Origin of the sequence: Brevibacillus sp. M2.1A (genome assembly GCF_013284355.2) — a bacterium.
Lineage (GTDB): Bacteria > Bacillota > Bacilli > Brevibacillales > Brevibacillaceae > Brevibacillus.
Genome location: NZ_JABSUY020000001.1, coordinates 2,795,662 through 2,817,867, shown reverse-complemented (window position 1 = coordinate 2,817,867; position 22,206 = coordinate 2,795,662). Strand labels below are relative to the sequence as shown.

At 46.7% G+C, this 22,206-nt stretch carries 26 protein-coding genes; 1 reads left to right on the top strand and 25 read right to left on the bottom strand.

From position 1 onward, the window contains the following. Window positions 1-42: 42 nt before the first annotated feature. From recO to HP567_RS13850, 16 genes are all read right to left on the bottom strand, one after another. Complete coding sequence (gene recO / locus HP567_RS13925) at window positions 43-816, bottom strand: DNA repair protein RecO (RefSeq protein ID WP_173611452.1); 774 nt, start codon at window positions 814-816, stop codon at window positions 43-45. After that, window positions 807-962: a YqzL family protein gene (locus HP567_RS13920; protein WP_012685773.1), complete on the bottom strand. Its 156-nt coding sequence runs from the start codon at window positions 960-962 to the stop codon at window positions 807-809. The genes recO and HP567_RS13920 overlap by 10 nt, the downstream gene beginning before the upstream one ends. Before the next feature lie 104 nt (window positions 963-1,066). Beyond that, window positions 1,067-1,984: a GTPase Era gene (gene era / locus HP567_RS13915; protein ID WP_047072508.1), complete on the bottom strand. Its 918-nt coding sequence runs from the start codon at window positions 1,982-1,984 to the stop codon at window positions 1,067-1,069. After that, complete coding sequence (gene cdd, locus HP567_RS13910) at window positions 1,977-2,375, bottom strand: cytidine deaminase (RefSeq protein WP_173611453.1); 399 nt, start codon at window positions 2,373-2,375, stop codon at window positions 1,977-1,979. The genes era and cdd overlap by 8 nt, the downstream gene beginning before the upstream one ends. A gap of 123 nt (window positions 2,376-2,498) precedes the next feature. Next, on the bottom strand, window positions 2,499-2,870 hold the full coding sequence (locus HP567_RS13905; RefSeq protein WP_173611454.1) for a diacylglycerol kinase family protein: 372 nt from the start codon (window positions 2,868-2,870) through the stop codon (window positions 2,499-2,501). A gap of 9 nt (window positions 2,871-2,879) precedes the next feature. After that, window positions 2,880-3,359 (bottom strand): rRNA maturation RNase YbeY, encoded by a 480-nt coding sequence (ybeY, locus tag HP567_RS13900; protein ID WP_173611455.1) that lies wholly within the window; start codon window positions 3,357-3,359, stop codon window positions 2,880-2,882. 33 nt (window positions 3,360-3,392) lie between these two features. After that, complete coding sequence (locus tag HP567_RS13895) at window positions 3,393-4,364, bottom strand: PhoH family protein (RefSeq protein WP_173611456.1); 972 nt, start codon at window positions 4,362-4,364, stop codon at window positions 3,393-3,395. Window positions 4,365-4,420: 56 nt separating this feature from the next. Further along, window positions 4,421-5,605 carry a sporulation protein YqfD gene (gene yqfD / locus HP567_RS13890; protein WP_173611457.1) on the bottom strand — a complete coding sequence of 395 codons (1,185 nt, stop codon included), beginning with the start codon at window positions 5,603-5,605 and terminating at the stop codon, window positions 4,421-4,423. 27 nt (window positions 5,606-5,632) lie between these two features. Beyond that, window positions 5,633-5,929, bottom strand: coding sequence for a sporulation protein YqfC (gene yqfC / locus HP567_RS13885; protein ID WP_007727617.1), 297 nt, complete (start codon window positions 5,927-5,929; stop codon window positions 5,633-5,635). Between the two features lie 206 nt (window positions 5,930-6,135). Then, a complete protein-coding gene (locus HP567_RS13880) occupies window positions 6,136-6,306 on the bottom strand; it encodes a sigma-70 family RNA polymerase sigma factor (RefSeq protein ID WP_173611458.1) in 171 nt (56 codons plus the stop codon). Between the two features lie 172 nt (window positions 6,307-6,478). Beyond that, on the bottom strand, window positions 6,479-6,982 hold the full coding sequence (locus HP567_RS13875) for a hypothetical protein (protein ID WP_173611459.1): 504 nt from the start codon (window positions 6,980-6,982) through the stop codon (window positions 6,479-6,481). A gap of 11 nt (window positions 6,983-6,993) precedes the next feature. Then, the gene (floA, locus tag HP567_RS13870; protein ID WP_173611460.1) at window positions 6,994-7,998 is read right to left on the bottom strand and encodes a flotillin-like protein FloA; all 1,005 of its coding nucleotides are present in this window, start codon (window positions 7,996-7,998) and stop codon (window positions 6,994-6,996) included. A 7-nt stretch (window positions 7,999-8,005) separates the two neighbouring features. After that, window positions 8,006-9,349 (bottom strand): NfeD family protein, encoded by a 1,344-nt coding sequence (locus HP567_RS13865; RefSeq protein WP_173611461.1) that lies wholly within the window; start codon window positions 9,347-9,349, stop codon window positions 8,006-8,008. Between the two features lie 165 nt (window positions 9,350-9,514). Continuing rightward, the gene (locus HP567_RS13860) at window positions 9,515-9,961 is read right to left on the bottom strand and encodes a GatB/YqeY domain-containing protein (protein ID WP_007727628.1); all 447 of its coding nucleotides are present in this window, start codon (window positions 9,959-9,961) and stop codon (window positions 9,515-9,517) included. Window positions 9,962-9,978: 17 nt separating this feature from the next. Next, a complete protein-coding gene (gene rpsU / locus HP567_RS13855) occupies window positions 9,979-10,152 on the bottom strand; it encodes a 30S ribosomal protein S21 (protein ID WP_007727630.1) in 174 nt (57 codons plus the stop codon). Between the two features lie 113 nt (window positions 10,153-10,265). Continuing rightward, window positions 10,266-10,589, bottom strand: a complete 324-nt coding sequence (locus tag HP567_RS13850) for a histidine triad nucleotide-binding protein (protein WP_012685763.1) — start codon at window positions 10,587-10,589, stop codon at window positions 10,266-10,268. A 145-nt stretch (window positions 10,590-10,734) separates the two neighbouring features. Between HP567_RS13850 and HP567_RS13845 the strand changes: the two genes are divergently transcribed. Further along, entirely contained in the window at window positions 10,735-12,117 is a 1,383-nt protein-coding gene (locus HP567_RS13845; RefSeq protein ID WP_173611462.1) for a UDP-N-acetylmuramoyl-tripeptide--D-alanyl-D-alanine ligase, read from the top strand. Between the two features lie 145 nt (window positions 12,118-12,262). On the opposite strand, the gene HP567_RS30000 is transcribed toward HP567_RS13845, so the two are convergent. From HP567_RS30000 to HP567_RS13805, 9 genes are all read right to left on the bottom strand, one after another. Then, window positions 12,263-12,472 carry a histidine phosphatase family protein gene (locus HP567_RS30000; RefSeq protein ID WP_173611463.1) on the bottom strand — a complete coding sequence of 70 codons (210 nt, stop codon included), beginning with the start codon at window positions 12,470-12,472 and terminating at the stop codon, window positions 12,263-12,265. After that, window positions 12,459-13,598: a hypothetical protein gene (locus HP567_RS13840; RefSeq protein ID WP_173611464.1), complete on the bottom strand. Its 1,140-nt coding sequence runs from the start codon at window positions 13,596-13,598 to the stop codon at window positions 12,459-12,461. Before HP567_RS13840 ends, HP567_RS30000 begins: the two co-directional genes overlap by 14 nt. Window positions 13,599-13,712: 114 nt before the next feature. Continuing rightward, window positions 13,713-14,549, bottom strand: coding sequence for a sugar phosphate isomerase/epimerase family protein (locus HP567_RS13835; protein WP_173611465.1), 837 nt, complete (start codon window positions 14,547-14,549; stop codon window positions 13,713-13,715). A 7-nt stretch (window positions 14,550-14,556) separates the two neighbouring features. Further along, window positions 14,557-15,540, bottom strand: coding sequence for a DUF6005 family protein (locus tag HP567_RS13830; RefSeq protein WP_173611466.1), 984 nt, complete (start codon window positions 15,538-15,540; stop codon window positions 14,557-14,559). A 32-nt stretch (window positions 15,541-15,572) separates the two neighbouring features. Next, window positions 15,573-15,839 carry a petrobactin biosynthesis protein AsbD gene (asbD, locus tag HP567_RS13825; RefSeq protein ID WP_173611467.1) on the bottom strand — a complete coding sequence of 89 codons (267 nt, stop codon included), beginning with the start codon at window positions 15,837-15,839 and terminating at the stop codon, window positions 15,573-15,575. Next, window positions 15,836-17,080 (bottom strand): AMP-binding protein, encoded by a 1,245-nt coding sequence (locus HP567_RS13820; RefSeq protein ID WP_173611468.1) that lies wholly within the window; start codon window positions 17,078-17,080, stop codon window positions 15,836-15,838. The genes asbD and HP567_RS13820 overlap by 4 nt, the downstream gene beginning before the upstream one ends. A 1-nt stretch (window position 17,081) precedes the next feature. Next, a complete protein-coding gene (locus HP567_RS13815; protein WP_173611469.1) occupies window positions 17,082-18,950 on the bottom strand; it encodes an IucA/IucC family protein in 1,869 nt (622 codons plus the stop codon). A gap of 40 nt (window positions 18,951-18,990) precedes the next feature. Next, window positions 18,991-20,796 carry an IucA/IucC family protein gene (locus HP567_RS13810; RefSeq protein ID WP_173611470.1) on the bottom strand — a complete coding sequence of 602 codons (1,806 nt, stop codon included), beginning with the start codon at window positions 20,794-20,796 and terminating at the stop codon, window positions 18,991-18,993. Between the two features lie 220 nt (window positions 20,797-21,016). Then, window positions 21,017-22,144: a D-alanine--D-alanine ligase gene (locus HP567_RS13805; protein ID WP_173611638.1), complete on the bottom strand. Its 1,128-nt coding sequence runs from the start codon at window positions 22,142-22,144 to the stop codon at window positions 21,017-21,019. Between the last annotated feature and the right edge of the window lie 62 nt (window positions 22,145-22,206).

The following is a 22,206-nucleotide window of genomic DNA, read 5'->3' as shown; positions in this document are numbered from 1 at the left end:
AAGTTTGGTTCTTATCATAACGAAAACAAATTCGTATGTCAATTAGTCCTGATCTGTTTGCGTCATTCTTTCCATACGCTCCAGTTGTTCCAGAAATGCTCGACTTTTCAGCCTGAGATCCAGATACTCGTCCATGAAACTCCGCAGCACATGCTTGAGCTGGTTGCGTGTAGCCGGTTTTACTTCAATGTCACCAAGACGCTCCAAATCAAATACCTGGAACAGCCGTAACAGCTTCCAGGTCGAGGGTGTAACTGCCATAGCGTATGGATCGGAAGGCAGGCAAACTGGGCACAACAGGCCGCCCTGTCCTACACTGATCGCATAGGGCTCGCGCTGTTCGCCACAGTTTGCACACGCCGTGAGCTGCGGGGAGATACCCGCTACCATTAGCATCTTGGTCTCAAAAATCCGACACAGGATCTCAGCATCTCGTCCTTCATCCAAATAGCGGAACGTATGAAGGAGTAGCTGAAACAAGTAGGGATTCGGCTCTCTTTCCTGCGTCAGTCGATCCAAAAGCTCTGCTATGTATGCGGCATAAGCCGTAGCAGTCAGGCTTTGCCGCATATCCCGGAACGAATCCAGCATATCTCCCTGAGAGAGATCAGGCATTCCCGTACCGGGTCCTGCCTTGCATAGATAATAACTATGCGAAAACAACTGGGAGACGGCGGCAAGACGGCTTTTGGTCTTTTTGGCACCACGGGCCATCACGCCTAATTTGCCGTTCTCCCGGGTAAACAATGTCATCACTTTACTGGACTCGCCATAGTCCACACTGCGAATGACAATCCCTTCCCACTTTACAAGCATGCCTGCGTGTCACCCAATTCTTCCTGGGCGAGATCAAACGAGGTCTCCTCACTGGAAACATCCGTTTGATGGTGATCACGGTAGAGAAGGTAAGCATGGATGTCACCGGTTGAAGCGAAAACTCTCCAAGAAAAGTCACGAAGCAAGGAGCATCATCCTTTCCTATATCGGGTCTATCCACTTCCTTCTTAGAATCACCTTTGCCCGTTATTCTATGCCTTGGAAAAATTAACACATCGCGTTGTGAATATTATTGCTCGTCGTAGAAACCGAAGTTACGCAGCATCCGCTCTTGGTTGCGCCAATCCTTTTTCACTTTGATCCAGAGCTCCAAAAATACCTGGTCCCCCATCAGTCGCTCGATATCCTTACGCGCGCGTTGACCAATTTCTTTGAGCATCTGGCCTTTTTGCCCGATCAAAATACCCCGCTGGGAATCCCGCTCAACGTAAATAGCCGCATAAATGTAAAGCGTTTTGCCATTTTCGCCTCGCTTCATTTCTTCAATGACGACCGCAATGGAGTGAGGTACTTCTTCTCTGGTCAAATGCAGAACTTTTTCCCGAATCAACTCGGCTGCTACAAAGCGTTCCGGATGGTCTGTCACCTGGTCGGCAGGGTAATACATCGGGCCCTCTTCCATTTCACCCAAAATAGCCTGCTGCAATGATCCTGTATTGTTACCTTCCAGAGCAGAGATTGGAACAATTTGCTTGAAATCATACAATTTGCGGTAATCGTCAATAATTGGCAGCAGTGCTTCCGGGTGCACCTTGTCAATTTTGTTGATGACCAAAAATACTGGCGTTTTGACCTGCTTCAACCGCTCGATGATGTAATCGTCCCCAGCACCGCGTTTTTCTGTTGCATCGACAACAAACAAAACGAGGTCTACTTCGTTCAATGTATTTTCGGCAACCGAAACCATATAGTTTCCGAGTTTGGATTGGGGCTTGTGAATCCCAGGTGTATCCAAGAAAATAATTTGTCCTTCTTCTGTCGTATGAACCGCCGTAATTTTGTTGCGTGTCGTTTGCGGCTTATTCGACATGATGGCGATTTTATGTCCCACAATATGATTCAACAGGGTTGATTTTCCAACATTTGGACGTCCCACAATGGAGACAAAGCCAGATTTAAACGATTGCTTGGTCTTGCGATTATCCACGTAAATCCTCCTTGGTGAATGCGCCTGGAAGCAGGGCAGATACTGTCGTTTCCCAAAGGTCGCCTTTGAGATTCGTCAAAAATACAGGCATGTCCGGCGGGCACAGCTCCGCGATGACTTGTCGGCAAGCCCCGCACGGTGATACAGCTTGCGGAGTATCGGCAGCGACAGCTAAAGCCTTGTAAGTCCGATCATTTTCCGAATACGCTTTGAAAAGAGCCGTACGCTCTGCACAGTTGCACAGCGAGTACGCTGCATTTTCAATATTGCCTCCCAAATAAACCTTGCCACTCTCAGCTAAAAGAGCTGCACCTACCTGAAACTTGGAGTACGGTACATAAGCAAGCTTTCTGGCTTCGATTGCTTGTGCTAACAATGATTGTTTATCCATTCTCATCATTCCTCATATGATTGATCTTTAACATCATTTCATAGCAAGATGTGTCCAAAGAGACACGAAGAAACCAGACTGAAAGGTCAACTGGAATGACCCGTCCGGTACCACTAGTAAAAACTATCCCCATACTTTTTGCAACAGTGGCTGTCCAAATACGAGGACTCCGATGATGAGGGACAGGATTGCCGCCACAAGCACAGCTCCTGCTCCCACATCTTTGGCAATCTTTGCCTTGGCGTGCCATTCCGGGGAAGCTAAATCAACGACTGCTTCAATCGCGGTATTTACCAGCTCCAAGGAGAAGACCAGACCGATAGAAAAAAGGACCAGCAAAACATCGCTGCGGGGTATCTGCAGCCACCACGCTGCCGCCAGCACCAAAATGGCTGCGGCTACGTGGATTTGCATGTTTCGCTGTGTCCGTACGGTATAGGAAATTCCTTGCAAAGCGTAGGCGAAGCTGCGAATCAATCGTCGCCATTCCTTCAACGTAATCTCCTACCTCGTCAAGCCGATTTCTTCCAGCACCTTTTCTTGACGTGAAAACATTTCCTTCTCTTCTTCTGGTGTTCCATGATCATAACCCAGAAGGTGAAGAAAACCATGAACCGTGAGAAATCCGAGTTCGCGTTCGAATGAATGGCCATAGTCTTCGGCCTGCTCATGTGCTTTTGGCACTGAGATAATGATATCTCCAAGCATATTCGGAAACTCGCTGGCCTCTTCCTCATCGATGAAGATTTCCATTTCTCCTTCACCCGGTTCGTTCATCGCAAAGGACAGAACATCCGTAGGCCGATCAACGCCACGATAATCGCGATTCAACTCGTGGATGCGCTCGTTGTTCACCAGCGTGACAACTACTTCTCCTTGTACGTCTTCCAGCTTTGCCGCTGCTTCCAGGCAACGAACGAGCAGGTTTTGCAAATTCTCATCGATCGCATCGATTTCTTCATGTAGGATTTCTACAGATAACACAGGTAAACGATCTCCTTTTTGTGACGCCATTTATTAATAGCCGTGTTCTACTTCTTCCTTGGCATATGCAGCAATGATTTTTTGTACCAGACTGTGGCGAACGACGTCTCCCTCTTGGAAATGAATAAAGGCTACATCTGAAATCGGACTTAAGATGCGCTGTGCTTCTCGCAATCCGGATTTCTTGCCTTTTGGCAAATCCACCTGGGTCACATCACCCGTAATGACCATTTTGGAACCAAAGCCAAGCCTGGTCAAAAACATTTTCATTTGCTCGGGAGTCGTGTTCTGGGCTTCATCCAAAATAACGAAGGAATCTTCGAGCGTACGACCACGCATGTACGCCAAAGGTGCAACCTCTATGAGTCCGCGTTCCATCATTTTGGCGACTTGTTCGTTACCCAGCATGTCGTACAAGGCATCATAGAGCGGACGCAGGTAAGGGTCTACTTTTTCCTGCAAATCTCCTGGCAAAAATCCAAGGCTCTCCCCCGCTTCTACGGCCGGTCTGGTAAGAACGATCCGTTTGACACGCCCATTTTTCAACGCATTTACTGCTGTGACAACAGCCAAATACGTTTTTCCGGTACCAGCTGGTCCAATTCCAAACACAATGTCATGCTTCTTGATCGCAGACAAGTAGTGACGCTGGCCCAAAGTCTTTGCCCTGATTACTTTGCCACGTTGGGTACGAGCGACTTCTTCATCATACACATCGAGCAGTTGGGCACCTTCTCCCCGTTCAATCAACGACATCGCATAAGAGATGTCTCGCTCGGACAGGGCAATCCCTCTGCGAATCAACTGTAGCAGAGTTTCAATCAACGCTGTCAGTTTGTCCACTTCCGGCTTATCCCCGCTAATAACCAGTTCGCCTTCTCGGGTCATAATTTTGGCGGAACTTCTTTGCTCGATCAGTGTTAGGTACGCGTCATGTGGTCCGAACAACAGCAAGGCCTCAGATGCGTCTGAAAACGGGATTCTTACCTCATCTTGTACGTGCAACAGGCTTCCATCTCCTTGCAACGGTAATCAGCAATGCGTCATTTGCTTGCCATCCCTCACTGCCCAACGAGAGGCTGTTCAATGGCAATATCTTCAATGACGGAAAAATGAATGCTTACGTAAACTTTACCATTCTCTGTTGTGACGTGCAAAACTTTTTCGTCCTGAATGAACGCATCTTTTCCAGCTTTTTTCAAGATATCCTCCCTGGCGAATTTTTTAGCCAGTTCCGTCGCTTCCTCCACGCTCATTTCTGTTTGAACGGGTTCTGTTTGCGCGTACGTTACTGTCTTCCAGCCAAGTGGTGAAGTATATCCCGCATACGAGGGCAAATACCGTTGTTCTGCCATTTCGGCTTGTGCAAAGGACTGTTTTTCAAATGGCCACACGTATACCGCATAGGGTCCTACGAGCAGGTATTGATGCTGCAGCTTTTCTCCCGTCAAACGGTGCATCGTTTGTTTTAGCGGGACAGATGTGTTGCTCATATACCACACTTCCCCTTGCACCTTGCCTCGAGCTGATACGGCTTGTTGTCGGGTATCATTGCCAATGATCCCGGAAATGAGAACTTGGCCTTTTTCTACCAATTGATTGCTCACAACCTGACTGCGGCCAACCTCTGGGAGAATTTTATGGACGACAGCCCTCTTTTTCGCTACAAGATGACGAGGACCAGTTGCAAGCGGCTTTACGGGAGCCTCTTTTTCAACCACTTGAAGCATGACCTTGGTTCCTTGAATCTCAATTCCAACCCAGGACGCTTCCGGCAGCAGACTCAACAGCTCTTTTTGCAATACCAACGGTTCTTTTAGTTTGACCTTCCATGCCCCTTCTTTAATCCCCACTTGTTCGGCAGCTTGAATCACTCGACGCGGATCTACCATTTTCGTCCCGCTCACTTCAACACTCCAGACAAAGGAGGAGAGCATGTACAATCCAATGAAAAAAAGGGCAGCCCCAATTGCCAATCCAGATCGTCTACGTATACGCAGCAGCCAGAAAGGCAGCCCGTCTCTTGCCTCCACGTGACTGCGACAGCCTGTCTCTTTTAAAAGCGGACGTAAACGAAAATAATCCCGAATCAAAATATCGCAGCGAGTCACCTCTTCTCCTACCCTGCGAATATTCCAGATTCGAATTCCATCCCGTACGGCCATATTCAGCATCCGCTCAAACCGTTTTCCCCGAACGGTAATGGTTACATGTCCATCCACCCACTCCTTGATTCCATACCGCATACGTGCCGCCCCCTACCTTTACCAAGATTACGAGCTCTGTGGTCCTGTCTCCAAAAATTTCACACCACCGATTCTGCCTTCTAACAGAACCTCCTCAGGCAAAATCGCTCGGATGACAAGCTGTTCACCTGAAACAATCATTTGACCGTTCGTCAACAACAGACGAAGCTCTTTTTCGCTAAAATGCAAGACTCCTCGATGATTCTCTATATACATTTGCAAATGACCGATCATCGTGATGCGCGGGACTTCCAGGACTACATCTTGCGGCAGATCCAACACCCCTCCGGCCAGCTGGCGCAGACGGCGGCTCCAACGCTTCATGGATTAGCCCCCCTTCTCGTTCTATATATTGGCGAATATGACGATCTCATCTGTTTGCAGGTGCAAAACCATTCTTATCTATGCGTATGCGCGAGCATAAAGTGGCATTCATCAAAAACAGTCACAAAAAAAGAGCCCTCATCGCTCGCGATTTGGCAAGCAGATGAGGACTCATACTTTGAAATACATTCCACAAAACCTATTGATTATTTGCTTTCTTTTGTAAGCGCCTTCCATTTTTTCATGACTCGCTTTACTTTCTCAGCTGAACAACCGCATGCGATCGCTGTTTCATATACTGATTTGTTTTCGAAGATGGCAAGCCGAATCACTTTTTGACGAAACCGCCCCATTTGCTCAAAAATTTGTTGATTCATCGCTTGACCTCTGTCCCTTCTTCTATTTGGAGGAATTTTCATTACATTCAGGATAGTCAACAAGGATATGAGAAACAAGACAAGTTATTCGATATATTTCGACATGAAAACATTGCGTATCAATCAATGAAAAACAGGCGAACCGAAGTTCACCTGTTTGACTAGCTACTATTTATAAAATCTTTCTTTGCCGAACCTGCTTAGCGTACGGAGCCTTTGAGCGCGGCTCTCCAAAAATGAGCGCCCATTTCATGCCATCACGGGGATTGCCGTGTTTTGATGTGAGTGTTTTCGCTCGGTCTAAATCAGCAACCTTCATTGATTCCGATTGCTTCACTGTGATGGTCGGACCCGTTGAAGCACGAGCTGGACTGGAAAATGCCCATTCCTGCTCGACTCCAATCCCTTCCATCGATTCTTGCTGAAGTGGCTCGTATTTGGAGGATGCTCGCACCGTCTCCCTGCCATAATCCTCTGTTTCCTTCGGGATATCCGACGTTGTAGCCGGGGTAAGCGGAGGCATTTTCTTGCCTTGAGACATCTTCTTCTTTCCGGTTTTTCCAAGAGCTTTATATCCTAAGTAACCAAGGATGACAAACCAGAACTTGCCGATGAGCGGGATGATCCACTCGACTAAATCCAGTAAATCTGCGACGAGATCCATAAGATCTTCCATGGCAATCGCCCTTATTCTTTCTCGTCTGGCGTAGCAGGATCTTGTTTGTCACCTGCATGCCCGAAGGATTGACGCATTTGTGTATCAGCAGCAATGTTTTGCATGTTGTAATAATCCATTACGCCCATTTTGCCGCTTTTCAATGCTTCGGACAAAGCGAGTGGTACTTGCGCTTCGGCTTCTACTACTTTTGCCTTCATTTCTTGTACGCGCGCGATCATTTCCTGCTCTTGGGCTACCGCCATGGCACGACGCTCTTCCGCTTTCGCTTGGGCAATACGTTTATCTGCTTCTGCTTGGTCGGTTTGCAATTGTGCCCCGATGTTCTTCCCTACATCTACGTCCGCAATATCAATCGAGAGAATTTCAAAAGCGGTTCCGGCATCCAGACCTTTGTTCAATACCGTTTTGGAGATCAGATCCGGATTTTCCAATACATCCTTATGTCCTTTTGACGAACCAATAGTCGATACGATCCCCTCACCTACACGGGCGATAATTGTTTCTTCACCAGCACCACCGACCAATCGATCGATGTTGGCACGAACCGTTACTTTGGCACGAGTGCGCAGCTCGATACCGTCCTTTGCCATGGCTGCTACCACAGGTGTTTCAATCACTTTTGGGTTAACACTCATCTGTACCGCTTCCAAAACATCACGACCTGCCAGATCAATGGCTGCTGCGCGTTCGAAGCCAAGTGGAATATCTGCGCGTTGTGCTGCTACGAGCGCATCTACTACACGGTCTACGTTACCGCCTGCGAGATAATGGCTCTCCAATTGATTTGTATCCAGCTGCAAGCCCGCTTTACGCGCTTTAATCAACGGATTCACGATACGGGATGGTATGACGCGACGCAAGCGCATTGCGACGAGGGTAATAATCCCGATATTCACACCGGAAGCCAGTGCAGAAATCCAGAGCATGACTGGTACGAATGAGAAGAAAACTGAAAGTACAACGATGGCTACTGCCACCATAAAAATAAGGGGAATCAAACCACTTTCAAACATGTAGAGCTCACTCCTTTTGTTCTAGTTCGGCAACGACGATACGCGTGCCTTCTACTTGCACAACGGTGATGGCGGTACCTGCTTCAATGAAACCACCAACCGATACAGCATCCACACGTTTTCCTTCCACCTTGACGACCCCTGCCGGGCGCAATGGTGTCAGGGCGATGCCTGATTTTCCTTCCAGCTCACGCTGATCGCGCGGAGCTACGTAACCTTCTTCATTGCTTTGCGTCTCACCCAAGACAAACTTGCTGAATAGACCTTTGACCCCGTATTTCTTCACTAACAGGAACGTAACAATTGCCGTGATCAAAGCAGCCACACCCAGGGATGCCAGCCCTTGCTTCGTGTCGTAGGCTGCCATTACGAGACCAGTCACAATGCTCAGGAAGCCAATCGCACCGACAATGCCGCCCGGAAGAAAAATTTCCAGAAGCATCAGTAAGATTCCGATGACAAACAATCCTATGTGCAACCAGTTGGCAAATCCCGCTACATAATGCCCGAAGAAGTACAGACTAAACGCGAAGAGCGAAATCGTCCCCGCAACACCAAAGCCAGGGGCAAACAGTTCTACTACAATTCCTCCCAAACCAATGATGAGCAAAAGGCTCATCACAATGGGACTCGTTACCCATCTTGCTACCAGTTCTCCACCAGTTGGCTCAATCGCCTGGAGGGAATCTGACTGAATGCCGAGCTTTTTGAGCAGTTCTTCCTTATTGGACACCACATCATCTGCATAACCCAACTGCTTCGCTTGTTGGGCATCAAGAGAAAGCACCGTGCCTTTTGGCTTTAATCCCGGGAATTCTGTATCGATTTCCACCATCGCGCGAGCAACGTCAGGATTGCGATTGTTCAGCTCAGCTGCCGCCTTCATTTTATTGCTCCAACCGGAAATGAACTTAATGTCTGCCGCATTCCCTGCCATGTCAATCGGTGCGGCTGCCCCCATGCTACTACCTGGAGTCATAATAATTTCATTTGCATTCAGGGCGATGTAAGTTCCCGCTGAAAAAGCCTGATTATCAATGTAGGCTATCACATGCATGGGAGCCTGACGGATCAACTGCCCAATCTGGTCGGCAGCGTTAACTTCTCCACCTGGCGTATTGATATGCAAGATAACAAGGTCTGCCTGCTGCTTCTGTGCGTCAGCAAATGCTCTGTGTAAAAAGCTCTCCAGCCCTCGCTCGATGGTGCTATCTACTGGAATCCAGACAGCTTTTTGATAGGTCTTGGCTGTTGTGGACGCGGGAGCAAGAAGCATGGTCATTCCCATAATCAGGCAAAGAAGTGAAAAAAGCAATCGCACGCGGCTTTTTACTAGCCTTGTTGCACTCATTGCATGTACCTCCTTTCCTTCTATCAGCTTCAACGTGTGTGCAATAAGGTATACGAAAGAGGTTGGCAATCGTTTCATATTTATTTTACATTTGGAAAAAAAGAAAAACCCAACCTTTACAGGTTGAGTTTTTCTGTTCGTATCTATATGAGGTGTTACTCTCGTCTACGATGGTAGTTCCTCAGATACAATCTTTTGCACGAGGTTTCCGTCTGCTCTGCCTTTCACTTTCGGCATGATCGCACCCATCACTTTGCCCATCTCCTTTTTGGAGGAGGCATTGGTAGCTGCGATACCTTCCCGAACGATATCACGAATTTCGTCTTCGCTAAGCTGAGCGGGTAAGTAAGCGGAGAGCACGTCGATCTCTTCGCGCGTTTTCGAGGCAAGTTCCACGCGGCCTGCCTTCTCAAATTCGTGGAGGGATTCACGGCGTTGTTTTAACTCACGAGTCAAGATGGTCAGCACTTCGTCTTCAGACAAAAGTCTGCCCTTGTTAATCTCTTCGTTCTTTAATGCGGCTTTCACCATGCGAATAACAGAGAGTTTTAGAGCAGCTCTGTCCTTCATTGCTTGCTTCATATCTTGATCGAGTCGCTCCATTACACTCATGATGAGCCCTCCGTCAATTAAAACTTGCGTTTGCGAGCTGCTTCGGATTTCTTCTTGCGCTTAATGCTAGGCTTCTCAAAGTGGCGACGTTTACGCAGTTCCGCCATCACCCCGGATTTTGCGCTTTCACGCTTGAAGCGGCGAAGTGCGCTATCCAAAGACTCGTTTTTCTTGACTCGAATTTCTGCCATTTGTCTTCCCTCCCTCCGCTAAAACCGTGGGACGCCTGAGTCGAACGTACGAACAGACTGTCACACTTCATTATAGGATAATTGACTAAAGAAGGTCAACCTTTACTTCAATTTTATTCGTAAAAACCGGACAACAGGTGATAATGGATGTGGAAAACCTCTTGTCCACCCTCTTTGCCGCAGTTGTTAATCAAGCGAAAACCTGGCAGCTCCAGCTTTTTCGCCAAGAGTTGCGCTACATGGTGGATATGCCCGATCAGCGGCAGATCCTCGGCGCTTACATCCATGAGCGTGGGAATCGGCTTACGCGGGATAATCAACAAGTGAACGCGTGCTTTTGGTGCAATATCGTGGATGACAATGACGTGCTCGTCCTCATACTCGATACGAGCAGGAATTTCACCGTCCATGATTTTGGTAAAAATACTTTTTTCCATGGGAGACTCCTTTCTTTTTTTGTATGTGGATCGTTATGTATGTAAGAATTGATCGTATCACATTCCCTCACTTTTGTCTTGCGGCGCTACCTAACGCATGGTAGCATGACTTCGAGGTTACTACGGATCAAAGGAGTTCGTGCAGATGAAACCAATTGCACTGGATCAGGCAGCAATCAACGCAGAAGGGATTTTGCTCGCTGGTTCCCCAGGGCTTGCCTTGTCATCCGTTCACTTTGATACCCGCGAGCTGACTGCGGGATCTTTGTTTGTAGCGCTGACAGGCGGCGCACGGGATGGACATGATTTTTTGTTACAAGCCGCTGAACACGGAGCTGTAGCTGCTCTCGTTTCGAATCAGGATAAGATTCCTGGGAACTTGCCAAACGATTTTGGATTAATTCTCGTCAACGATACACTGCGTGGCTTTCAAAAGCTGGCTGCCGCTTATCGGAAAAGCTTTTCTTTCCCTCGCATCGCCATTACAGGAAGTATCGGGAAAACAACCGTAAAGGACATCGTGGCACACGTACTTGCCAGCCGTTCGCCCGTATACAAGACGTATAAAAACTTCAACAACCACATCGGTGTACCTTTGTCATTATTGCAGATGGAAGAAAAACATCAAGCTGCTGTACTGGAGCTCGGGATGAACCACGCCGGTGAAATCGATCTGCTCGCATCGCTGGTTCAGCCAGATATTAGCGTGATTACATTTATCGGAGAGTCTCATATTGAGTATTTTGGCACGCGTGAAAAAATTGCTCTCGCAAAGGCAGAGCTGCTTCCTCATACCGCTCTGGACGGGCTCGTGCTGCTCAACAAGGATTCGGAGTATCTACGGATGATAGCCCATCTGTATCCGGGTGAAATCATGTACTACTCTGTTAATGAGAAGGCGGATATTTGGGCCGAGCAAATCGAAACGGTTGAAAGCGGGACTCGTTTCAAAGTATGCTTAGCCTCCGGGGAGAATTTCGAGGCATTCCTGCCGTTGCATGGCCGCCACAGTGTCCTGAATGCACTGCCTGCTGTCGCGATTGCCAAGAGACTCGGAATGGATACGGAGCAAATTGTTCACGCTTTGTCCACCGTTCAGCTCTCCGCCATGCGGTTTGAGCAAATGAACGGGAAGCACGGTACTGTGTATATCAGTGATGCGTACAATGCCAGCCCCGTTTCCATGGAAGCCGCCGTACGGACCTTTGCTGAGCTGTACCCTAAGCGCGCGAGAGTCGTTGTGCTAGGTGACATGTATGAGCTCGGTCCAGAAAGTGCGGCTATGCACGCGGGCGTCGGAGCCTCGCTTCAAGACATCGCTGAGCGCTTCGAGCTGCTCGTGACAATCGGTGAGGATTCACGTCATCTCCATGATGCTTATTCGGGCAAAAAGCTGCATTTCTCGACCAAAGCAGAGGCATTGGCTGCTCTGCTGCCGCTGCGGGATGAAAAACATGCCTTTTTGTTCAAGGCTTCCAAAGGTATGTCTTTATGGACGCTTATTACTGATCTCGAAGGTCACGAATAATAGTAAGAGAACAGCCGCCTCTCGTATCATACGGGAGACGGCTTGTTTTTTAGCGCTTGTCATTATCATTCCACAGACGTTCTACCTGGATTAATCGATCTTCCTCAAAGCTTAGATGATAAATATCGGGCATCGAGGTCTTTTTTCAAAAGGAGAAATCGTATGATGGATCGTAGTGATTCATAATGATCGTCATGATGTTTCCATGGATGCCAATCGCGACTTTTTTGCCTTGATGGTGATCCAAAACTTCCTGAAAGGTAGCGATTCCTCTTTCCCCCGCTACTTCATTGGATTCTCCCCCTGCGAAAGCGAACCTGAAGATTAGCCGAATTTGTTGGTTAGCGCTGCTCATAGATTTCGTTGTAAATATCGAGCTTATCAAGCGCGAAAGCCGTATAGTGAGTAGAAGCAAGATCGGCTACGTAGTACGATTTCCCATCCTTTGCCCAGCCAATGATGCGATAGTTATCAGCAGAGCTCAAATACGGGTTTGGTAAGCCTTTCTTCGGATCACTGAATGGATCGTTGCAATTTTTCACCTGCTTGCAAAAGCGGATGGCCCCATACGAGTCTTGTGAATTTGATGGATGTACATATACTTCTGCTGCAAACTGATTCCCTCCCGGTGACCAGAAAATCTGTTTCAAATCGTTATCAGGATAAAAGGACGACTTCAAAATCAATTTTTTCCCCGCTGGCAGATCCAGCATGTATTCTTCTTTTTCCGTTCGCATATACCGGTACTTCATATCATTCGAATAAGAAGGAAAGTCGGTCATTTTGTGTTCGTATTTTAACCCTGTTGGCAAATCAAGCTCTTTGAAGGCTGTTTGCGTCCGGTAAAACAGCTTTTTGGAATTTGGCATCCAATAAAACTTCTCTTGTGGTGCGTAATGATCTACCTTCCACTCATATTGGTCATTCTTTTTCATTTTGAGTGTTGGCAGGTGCTGCAAGTACAAGTGACCGCTTACTTTGGAATTGGAAGAGAGCATGTCCATACGGGTGAACGCCATGTACTGTTCATCCGGTGAAACGGAAAAATCAAGGACAGGATACTGAGCTGCTGCCGGGACGAGTACCGTTTTTTTGCCGTCTGGCAGACTGAGCTTTACGATACCGCCATTTTCACGAACGTAGAGTACGTCTTGCTTTGGCGACCATTTGCCATAGCCGGATAGCTGCGTCATCTTTTTTGTTTGCATATCGTACAAGTACGGTATGGTTCGGTCTGCCTTTCCGTATCCGATTCGCTCCCCGTATACAAACCGCCCCGATGGCGACATGTTCGCCCGGTGAATCAAGGGCATGTTCGTCACGGTTTTTGTCACTTTTCCATCTACTGTGACTTTATAGATGACGACTGGCTCTGGTTTGCGAGGGTCTGCCTTTGCAGGAGCAGAAGCATTGATTTGTCCAGGAACAAGGATGCCCAGCAAGGAAATCAGCAAACATGAGAGCAATAGGTGTTTTTTCATCAAGGGTCCTCCCGAATAAGTAATCAATACGTAGACGCTCGCTGGGAGCACTTGGTTTCCTTTTACATAAAAAAAAAAATCGGAAGCACCCCTGCGCCTCCGACCTTTTCTCACTTACGCACTAACCATCATTGCCTTTCGCAACCATTCTATCTCTTCCACTAATACACGCTGCGGACTCTGACCAAACCATTCAATAGATGCAAAATAATCCGTATCCGCAATCTTTTCTAAAATTGGCCCATAGTCTACAACACCTTCACCAAGCAGTACCATTCCCTCACGATCACCGTTAGGGGCATATACATTATGCGGAGCGAATACCGGCAGATGATTCGATGAAGAAATATTTTTCAAATGATAATGAGCTACCCACGGTTTCAATTGCTCGTACGCATCGATCGGATCAGCACCGGATTCCCAGACATGAAGAAAATCAAGATTCACTTTTAGTGCAGGATGATTGACTTCCCGCAACAAAGCAAGTGTAGAACTCAGCGAATCTGTAAGCGTGTTCGGATGTGTTTCGACCAAAAGCTGAATCCCGTGCTCTTGACACAGCTTACATAAGATTTGCAAATGATGCACATAGCGTGCACGCTCTTCTGGCCCAACTTCTTGACTTGCCTTCTGTCCGGCAAACGTCCTGATTTGCTTCACATGTAGCCAATTTGCCAGTGAAATGAGTCTTTTTGCTTTTTCCAGCGTACGCTGAAATCCAGACGAAGTAGCAATATCCAGATAATCGCTAAGCATGGAGATACTCATGCCTTGATCCCTGACCGACCTTACCTGCTCCTCCATCTCTAATCGATCATGATCGTACAGATGTTGAGCGTGGGTTCCCCATAACTCTATTCCATCAAAATGATGACGATGAGCAAACCGAACAATCTGTTCAAACGAAATCAACTGGTGGCGAAAAGTAATTGTGCACAATGAGAGTTTCATTTGATCTTTACCTCCACCCTTTTTCATCTACAGCGACGAGACTTTTATCCATTTGGGTCCACAGTACAAACTGACGTTCCAGCTCTTTTTTCACTTCTAGTTCAATCAGATCAATCTCTTCTAACGCCTCGATAATCGGAGGCAACAACGCCAGATTCTTGGTCATCGCCATTTTGACAGACAAGTACTGAGCTGTTGTAAACCCTTGGTAGATGTCCTCCACTTTATAGGCGATACGCAAAAACTCATCACGATGGTATTGCAGGTAATCTTGCAGATAGAGAAATGCATACTCGTAGCTGTATTTACGGATCGCAATCACTTTTACCTGAGTCACTGCCGCAAGCAACATGTCCAAGTTGTATCCATTGCGCCCTTCTGCCATGTCTGTAATCAATTGCTTCAACTCAAGGGTAAATGGGTTATGATCACGCTTGAGTGTGTCGTAGAAATAGTCATGGATCATTTCATAGGTTGGTTCCTTAATTTCACTCGCATCCACCATAAAGCCGCCACCAAACGGATTTTCCAAGAAGGCTTTGATCACCGTCTCCTTCTTCACATTGCCCTCCCAACGAAAATCCGGGTCAAACATAAACCACTCATCTTCATTCTCCGTCTTTGAAATCATCAAAAAATGCGGGAATGGCTTCAATGCAAATTTATTATCTCGTTCTGGAACCAGCGACATGTCTATCTGAACAAGGACAAACTGATCCTCGGTACGCTTATCAATTAACTCTAAGAACATGTCCAAATTGGAGGCTTTATCTCGGGAATGATCATACCATTCCGTTACTTTCGCTCGGAAAAGTCGCTCATATCCCTTGATGATCTCCTCATGGTTATCAATGTAATAGGTGACCACACCTTGATCCGTAATGGAGTACTCGGCATCCCATATGCCAAAATAATAGGGACGATAATCAATTTTTGTGCGGCGCTTTATCACTTCGCATAGGCATGAAATAATGCAATGAACCTTAACCATTCTGTATCCCCCACTCGATGTTTGTATAGACGCTAATTCGATACATGCTGCGGTTCCAGCTGTTCAACAAAAGTAAGCAGTGATCCGACCGTTTGGAAGATTCGTGGATCCAACTCATGAGCAGGTACGACCAATTTCAAATCTTCCTCGATATACACAATCAGTTGCAATAGCATGATCGAATCAATATGTAGATCCTCATTCAATCGCATGGACTCCTCTAGCTTGACGATATGCGATAATTTTAATTTTTCGGTCATGATCGTATGAATTTGCTCGATTCTTTCTGTTCGTGTCATTTGCTGATCGTCTCCATTTCTACTAATCGACGGCTGATTTTTCCGGTGGCTGTCTTAGGAATGCTCGTCACACATTGGATGTCAAATGGGACTTTATAGCCTGGCAAACGATCTTGGCACCATTCCCTGATTTGTTCAGGAGTCGTTCCTCCCTCAGTAATAACCTGCGCCTTCACAATCTCTCCCATGACTGGATGACGTCCACGATACACGACCACTTCTTTTGTCCCATTCATTTTCAAAATGACATCCTCGACCTCTAAAGGAAATACCTTTAAGCCAGAGACGTTTATTACATCATCCATCCTTGATACAAATTGAATGTGTCCTTCTCCTGTCCAAAAACCTAAATCCTGCGTCGCTATTTCGTTCTGTCCATTCCAAATCTTAATTTCATCAGGTTGGTCTTCCTTTTCGCCTGTTGTCATGGTTACATGGGAAAGGGGAACCCCCAGATCTGTATGCGACCGCATCTGTTTGCTCATACTGACGCACCCCGCCTCAGAGCAACCATATTGTTGCATCAAGATGTCGCTCATGCCTTGCAGCTTTAGAAACAAGCCTTCTGGCATGGGGGCTCCTGATGTCATTAACCGGTGAAAGCGTACCTGCTCTCGCGTAAAGCTGGATAAGATGTGATAAAAGACTGGCAGACCATAAACAATATGCTGGGGAGTATCTTGAATCACTTGCAAAGCAAACTTCGGATTTTTGTGCGTCACAATCGAAGGCTTACTTCCCCGTTCCAGGGCTGCCAATACTCCACATATCAATCCATACGAATGTGTCACAGATGCCAGCACGATCGGGGTTAACGCTTCCTCACCTTGGAATAACTGGTTGTAAGCATGAATTTCTGTTTGGATATCATCCCAGCTTCTTCCGATTAGCTTCGCGTCTCCCGTCGTACCTGAGCTATATTGGTAGAGCGATGGTTTTTCGCTCTGTTGTTTATCCGTGATGGACATGAAGTGCTTCGTCTCTTGATAGACAAGCCCATAACATCTTGCCTTCACTGCCATTTGATAGGCTGTTTCCATCGGGGTTTCCCCATGAATTAACAACACCGAGCCATTATGCTCACGTAAATATTGAACAAGACTAATCACGTCAAGTGGGTCAGCCAAGCAGACTGCATACCTCTTTCCTTCTGGCTGCCGAAAATGATCCATGCTTTCGAACCCTTGCTTATGTCTCTCCAATTCATGCACAGAAATCTCGTTTTGATTTACAATGAACATGCTAGTAACCTCCCACAGCCATGGAATGAAGCCTTTTCCTTGCCTCGAACAAAGGATTGGGAACTTCATGTAAATGATAGTTCTCCTTCGTTGTATATAGCTTTTTCTTGGTCAATTTCTCTACTTGCACGCATGGAACAAACAGATCAAATCGCTTAAATCGCTCCACCAATTCCGGGAATCGTTGTTGGTGACCCTCCAATACCTGAACGGCCATCTCCCAGAAGTTCTCTTCGGCATAGCCGTAATGCTCCTCTAATAGCCGTGCAAGTTGCCCCAGATTGATCATAAATAAAGTCTCCAATGTCAAATCCCTGACTGTTGATGTTTGATTCATGTGAAACATCACATCATCGGGCTTTGTTGCGTAATATTCGTGCACTTCCGCGAAGTTCGGGCATTTGTCTGGCTCACTCAAGAACGGTTGGCAAAAAATCAAATCTTCATGAAAATCCTTCAATGCTACCCGAGTAGGGACACCATCCCGATGCACCAAGACCATATTCTGCGCGTGGGTTTCCATTGCAATTCCGTGTTTCACAAGAATATGAACGACTGGCAATACACTGCTTTCCAATAATCGCACAAGCCAATTTTCTAGCCCTTGCTTACGAACCCAAGGGTCAATGAATGGCATCCCATCCACCTCTACTGCCGCTAATGCGTTATAAGGAACCGCCTCTTCTCCGGCTTCGAGATGAGGGATGAGACTTTCTCTCCACATGCACCCAATTACCCCGAATGTAACCATTTCCACTAGTTCAGAAGCAGGTGGAGGATCGTATGCCACTGCCGCAAACTCCTGGAGCATGATCACCTTTTGCACATCTCGCAAATAGGCATCTGCGTCCGTAATCCCCTTGAGCCACCTCGAAACAATGGGGGCACTAGCCAGTGAGTGCGGCGTGAGATGACGTGGAGCTGAAGTATTCACTACGTTCATCGAGAGTTTCAGATACGGTTTATGCGGATTACTTTTGTTAGCAAATGTGCGGATGGATTGTTGTGGACGATGACCATCAGAGCCTGCACCTAGCACAATGATCTGTTTGCGATGGATATCGTCTTGGAACCCAGGCACGATATGATTGCGCCACTGCCACGGATGGACAGGCACAAAGGCGTACTGATCAGGATCGCATCCATGATTGACGATGATTTGTTGAAAGGCTTCTTTTTGCTCTCGCCCTATTTCATCCAAAAGAAGGTCATCGAAATTCCTTCCTTGATCAATGGATACTTGAGAATATTGCTTATGTATTGCTAACCAAAGAAAATGAACTTCCTGCTTAAATTCAGGACCATAGGCAAAATGATCTACATAGCTAAAGCCAACACGTGATTTATAGCTAGGATGGTAAGGGTGACCATCCATCAGATCACCTTCCAGCTCATCGTACGATTTGCCCTGCATCCGAATATCATTTTGTATCCGATAGTATTGGGACAATGTATCCTTTAACAGCGTTTGTTCCAAGTCATTGGCAAATAGCTTCAGTCTTTGTTCATCTACCGTGTTCGTTCGAAAGACTTCCACTAAAAAACGAGTGAGGGATACCGCTTCAGATTCTTGCTTTTCAACCCCGTTTTGATCGTAAACAACACGGGTAACGGGGTCCTTCCCTAAACGAACAAGCCCAAAACTGGCACTTTTCCGCCCTCGGCAAAGATAGCGAACAGGCAGTTCACCCTCATCAAGCCCATGCAGGGTGTAAATCGTTTCGTCCCCCTCTTGAAGGGTCTCAGGGATCAAAATTCCCTCATATAATAAAGACTCGATGCATTGTCGAAACACCCGTCTTCTCACCTGCACGTACTGGGGCGAGTGAAGTGCCTCTTCAATCGAGAAATCTTGTATTGTTAACTCCATACGTTATCCTCCAAGTCTCTTCAAGCTAGATGCTAGTAAGCTATCCAAAAGCATGCAGCCCTGCCTTTTCCGTCTGTTTTACTTTTGCTAAAGGATTATCTATGTAAACAAAAACAGATGATCTCTCTTCCGGTTGGGTTAATTCATCCAAATCATAGAAGCGCGTGAGCAAATTCGCCTTACACGGAAGCTGTTCGCGCGTGAGTAGATTCTCCAGAAACTTCGACGCCTCTCGATTCATCGGTAAAAACTCCGTCAAAACCTCATGCATCTCTGCCAATAAGATTTGTTCGTCAATTAATCCTTCCGTTCCAAATCCATTAATGAGTCCAAACATATGGTTAAAAATCATGTAATAAGTGATTCGCTCATCTACTAGATTGTCTTTGTAAATGTTCCTGCTCGCCTTGCCAACCCCAGGCAATTCTGCCTCTAATACTTCTTGCATCGATTCTGAGAAATAGTAGCCTTGATTATCACGATAAAAGAACTGATCGGGGTATCCGTCTTTAAGCATGACAACACTATTCTGTTGATGGGCTTCCAAGCCGATTCCGTATTTTAGATAAAGCCATACCATTGGCTTCAAAGAAATATCTACATACCGCTTAAACCATTCCAAACTAACTACTTCCTGTGACTTCCCTTCTTTTTGTGCCAGATGGTGAATGATCGTTGCCAACCTACTCTTGTAACCGGGAAGTGGATCTTGAACGAGTGCCGCGATTTGCGTGACTTGCTCTGCATTCCTCCCCATAAAGGGATTATCACGCAGGATCACTTCAAATCCGGATTCTTTCGCCTGATCCAACGTGATCGTGATGTAAGCCGGATCAGAGATAAAGCCAAAGCCTGGATACTTGCGACTCACTTCACCTATCCCTGTTTCAAAAAGTTGCTTCGCCTCTAAACCGATCTCCATCTCACTTAACTTGTTGATCCGTAATGAATTCGTAACTTTGATTGGGACGGACAGCTTGAGCATGTATTTCTTCTCAGGATGATAAACCGTTCGAAGAGAAGATGTCGCCATATACTCCTCACCCGCTGGCCCCAGGTATAGAAGCAACCCTTTCCCGATCAAGGATTGTACGGCTACCTGTTCAAGCAACCATTCTGCTTGAAGCGGATGAATCGGGACGATTGAAAATGACGGATCGACATCAGATATCGAAGGAAACTCATCCTTCAGTAATTGCGTAGCGGATTTTGTTAGTCCAGATTTTTCGTGAACAATCGACGGATGGGCAGCAAACAGGTGGAGTTGAAACTTCCCGCAACACTCCGGTGCATACAACGCTTGCTTGGCATCAGGAATTCCTTGCTGACTCTTCGGGGTTGGATGAAACAAGTGACCGAACAAAAGTGCCTGTTCTGCTTCGATAAAGCTTTGTTCTACGCCATATAAAATCTCCGCATTACTTTGGCGAGTCCGAACAAACTTCTCAATGCTTTGGCAGCTTTGAATCATACGCAAGACCAATTCATCTGGAACTGCATTTTCCCCATGCTGAAGCGTTAGCTCTTTAATCAAAAGAACCGCTAATGTCAAATAGTCCGCTTTGACGAATCGAGTACAGTCACCACTTCGATAGCAAGCTGGATAATGAAACAGATGCCTGCCTGTCACCGAATGATATTTGACACCGACATAGAGGGAAATCCCCTGATGCGGGAGTTCGCAATGAAGGTACGTACCTGTTGTACTCGGCTGTATGATTTTCGTTAGCTGCTTCGTAATCTCGTCTTTCCGATTGATCCACTCGCCCCTACCTGTTTCTCGGAGATAACAATTGAGAAAGCTCTGCATCGTTGCATGCTCTGCGATATGCTTGACTACGAACATGTTACCTCTCCTCTTGCTTGATCCAATTTTTTTATTTCAAGCATTGCAACTTACATAACTGGTAAAACGTCCCATGTATAATGTAAACGATTATCATTCTCATTTCAAGCAATAAAATTCGTCTTATACAATTCAAAGAAATGCGCTGACCGAAATTAGTTCCTCCCTCCTACATAAAAAGAAAAAAGATGCCGATTCATCAGCATCTTTTTTCTCATGATTAATCCAACTCTTCCGCATCTACGACGTTGCGACCTTTATCGGCATGTCGATCGATAGCGAGTTGCACCAGACGATCGATCAGCTCGCTGTAGCTCACACCCGCTGCTTGGAAAAGCATTGGATACATGCTAAACGGCGTAAAGCCTGGCATCGTATTCACTTCGTTGATATAGAGCTTGTCGTTTTTCTCATCCCAGAAAAAGTCTACGCGAGAAAGGCCAGAGCCATCGAGTGCTTGGAATGCCTGCTTGGCAATATCCGCAATTTGTTCGGATACATGCTCGGGAACGATGGCAGGAATGGAGAGCTCTGTTCCCGCCCCCTTGTACTTGGCTTCGTAATCGTAAAATTCTTTAGCGGCAATGACTTCCCCAACGACAGAAGTCATCAGCTCTTCATTCCCCAAAACGCCAATCTCCAACTCACGGACTTGAACGAACTCTTCCACAATCAATCTGCGGTCGAATTTGGCAGCGACATCTAATGCGTGCTTGAGCTCCTCACGATTTTTCGCTTTGTTAATCCCTACGCTGGAGCCCATATTCGCCGGTTTGACGAAACACGGATAGCCGAGTTCACGCTCGATCCGATCCATGACATCGTCCTGGCCTTTTTCCCATTGCGAGCGCAGCAAGCCTACATATTTCACTTGCGGAAGTCCAGCCTGTGCAAAGACGGTCTTCATCATCCATTTATCCATTCCGACAGCGGAAGCCATTACTCCGGTTCCCACGTACGGGATATTCGCCAATTCCAGCAGCCCCTGAATCGTCCCATCTTCCCCAAATGGTCCGTGAACCACAGGGAAAACAACATCCATTTGCTCATTCATGGCAAACAGCGACCCCGACTTGCTTGTTACTGCCAGCTCTTGCCCTGTCTCTGCTGCCTCGGTAATCGCTGGTGTTTTTGCTGATAAGCGCAACGCTTCGATCTTATCCGGCAGTTGACCTGCCAGTGTTTCTCCAGTCACCCAAGAGCCATCCAATTGAACGTACACAGGGGTTACCTCATATTTATTTGCATCTACAGCCTGCATAATGGACATGGCCGTACGCAATGAAACTTCATGCTCTGAGGATTTTCCTCCATAAATAATGCCCAGTCGAATCTTTTGATTTCCCATCTGTGTCATGCTCCTTTCCCCTCCGTACGATACCCGGAGAGTCTACCCAGTTTCTACTCTCT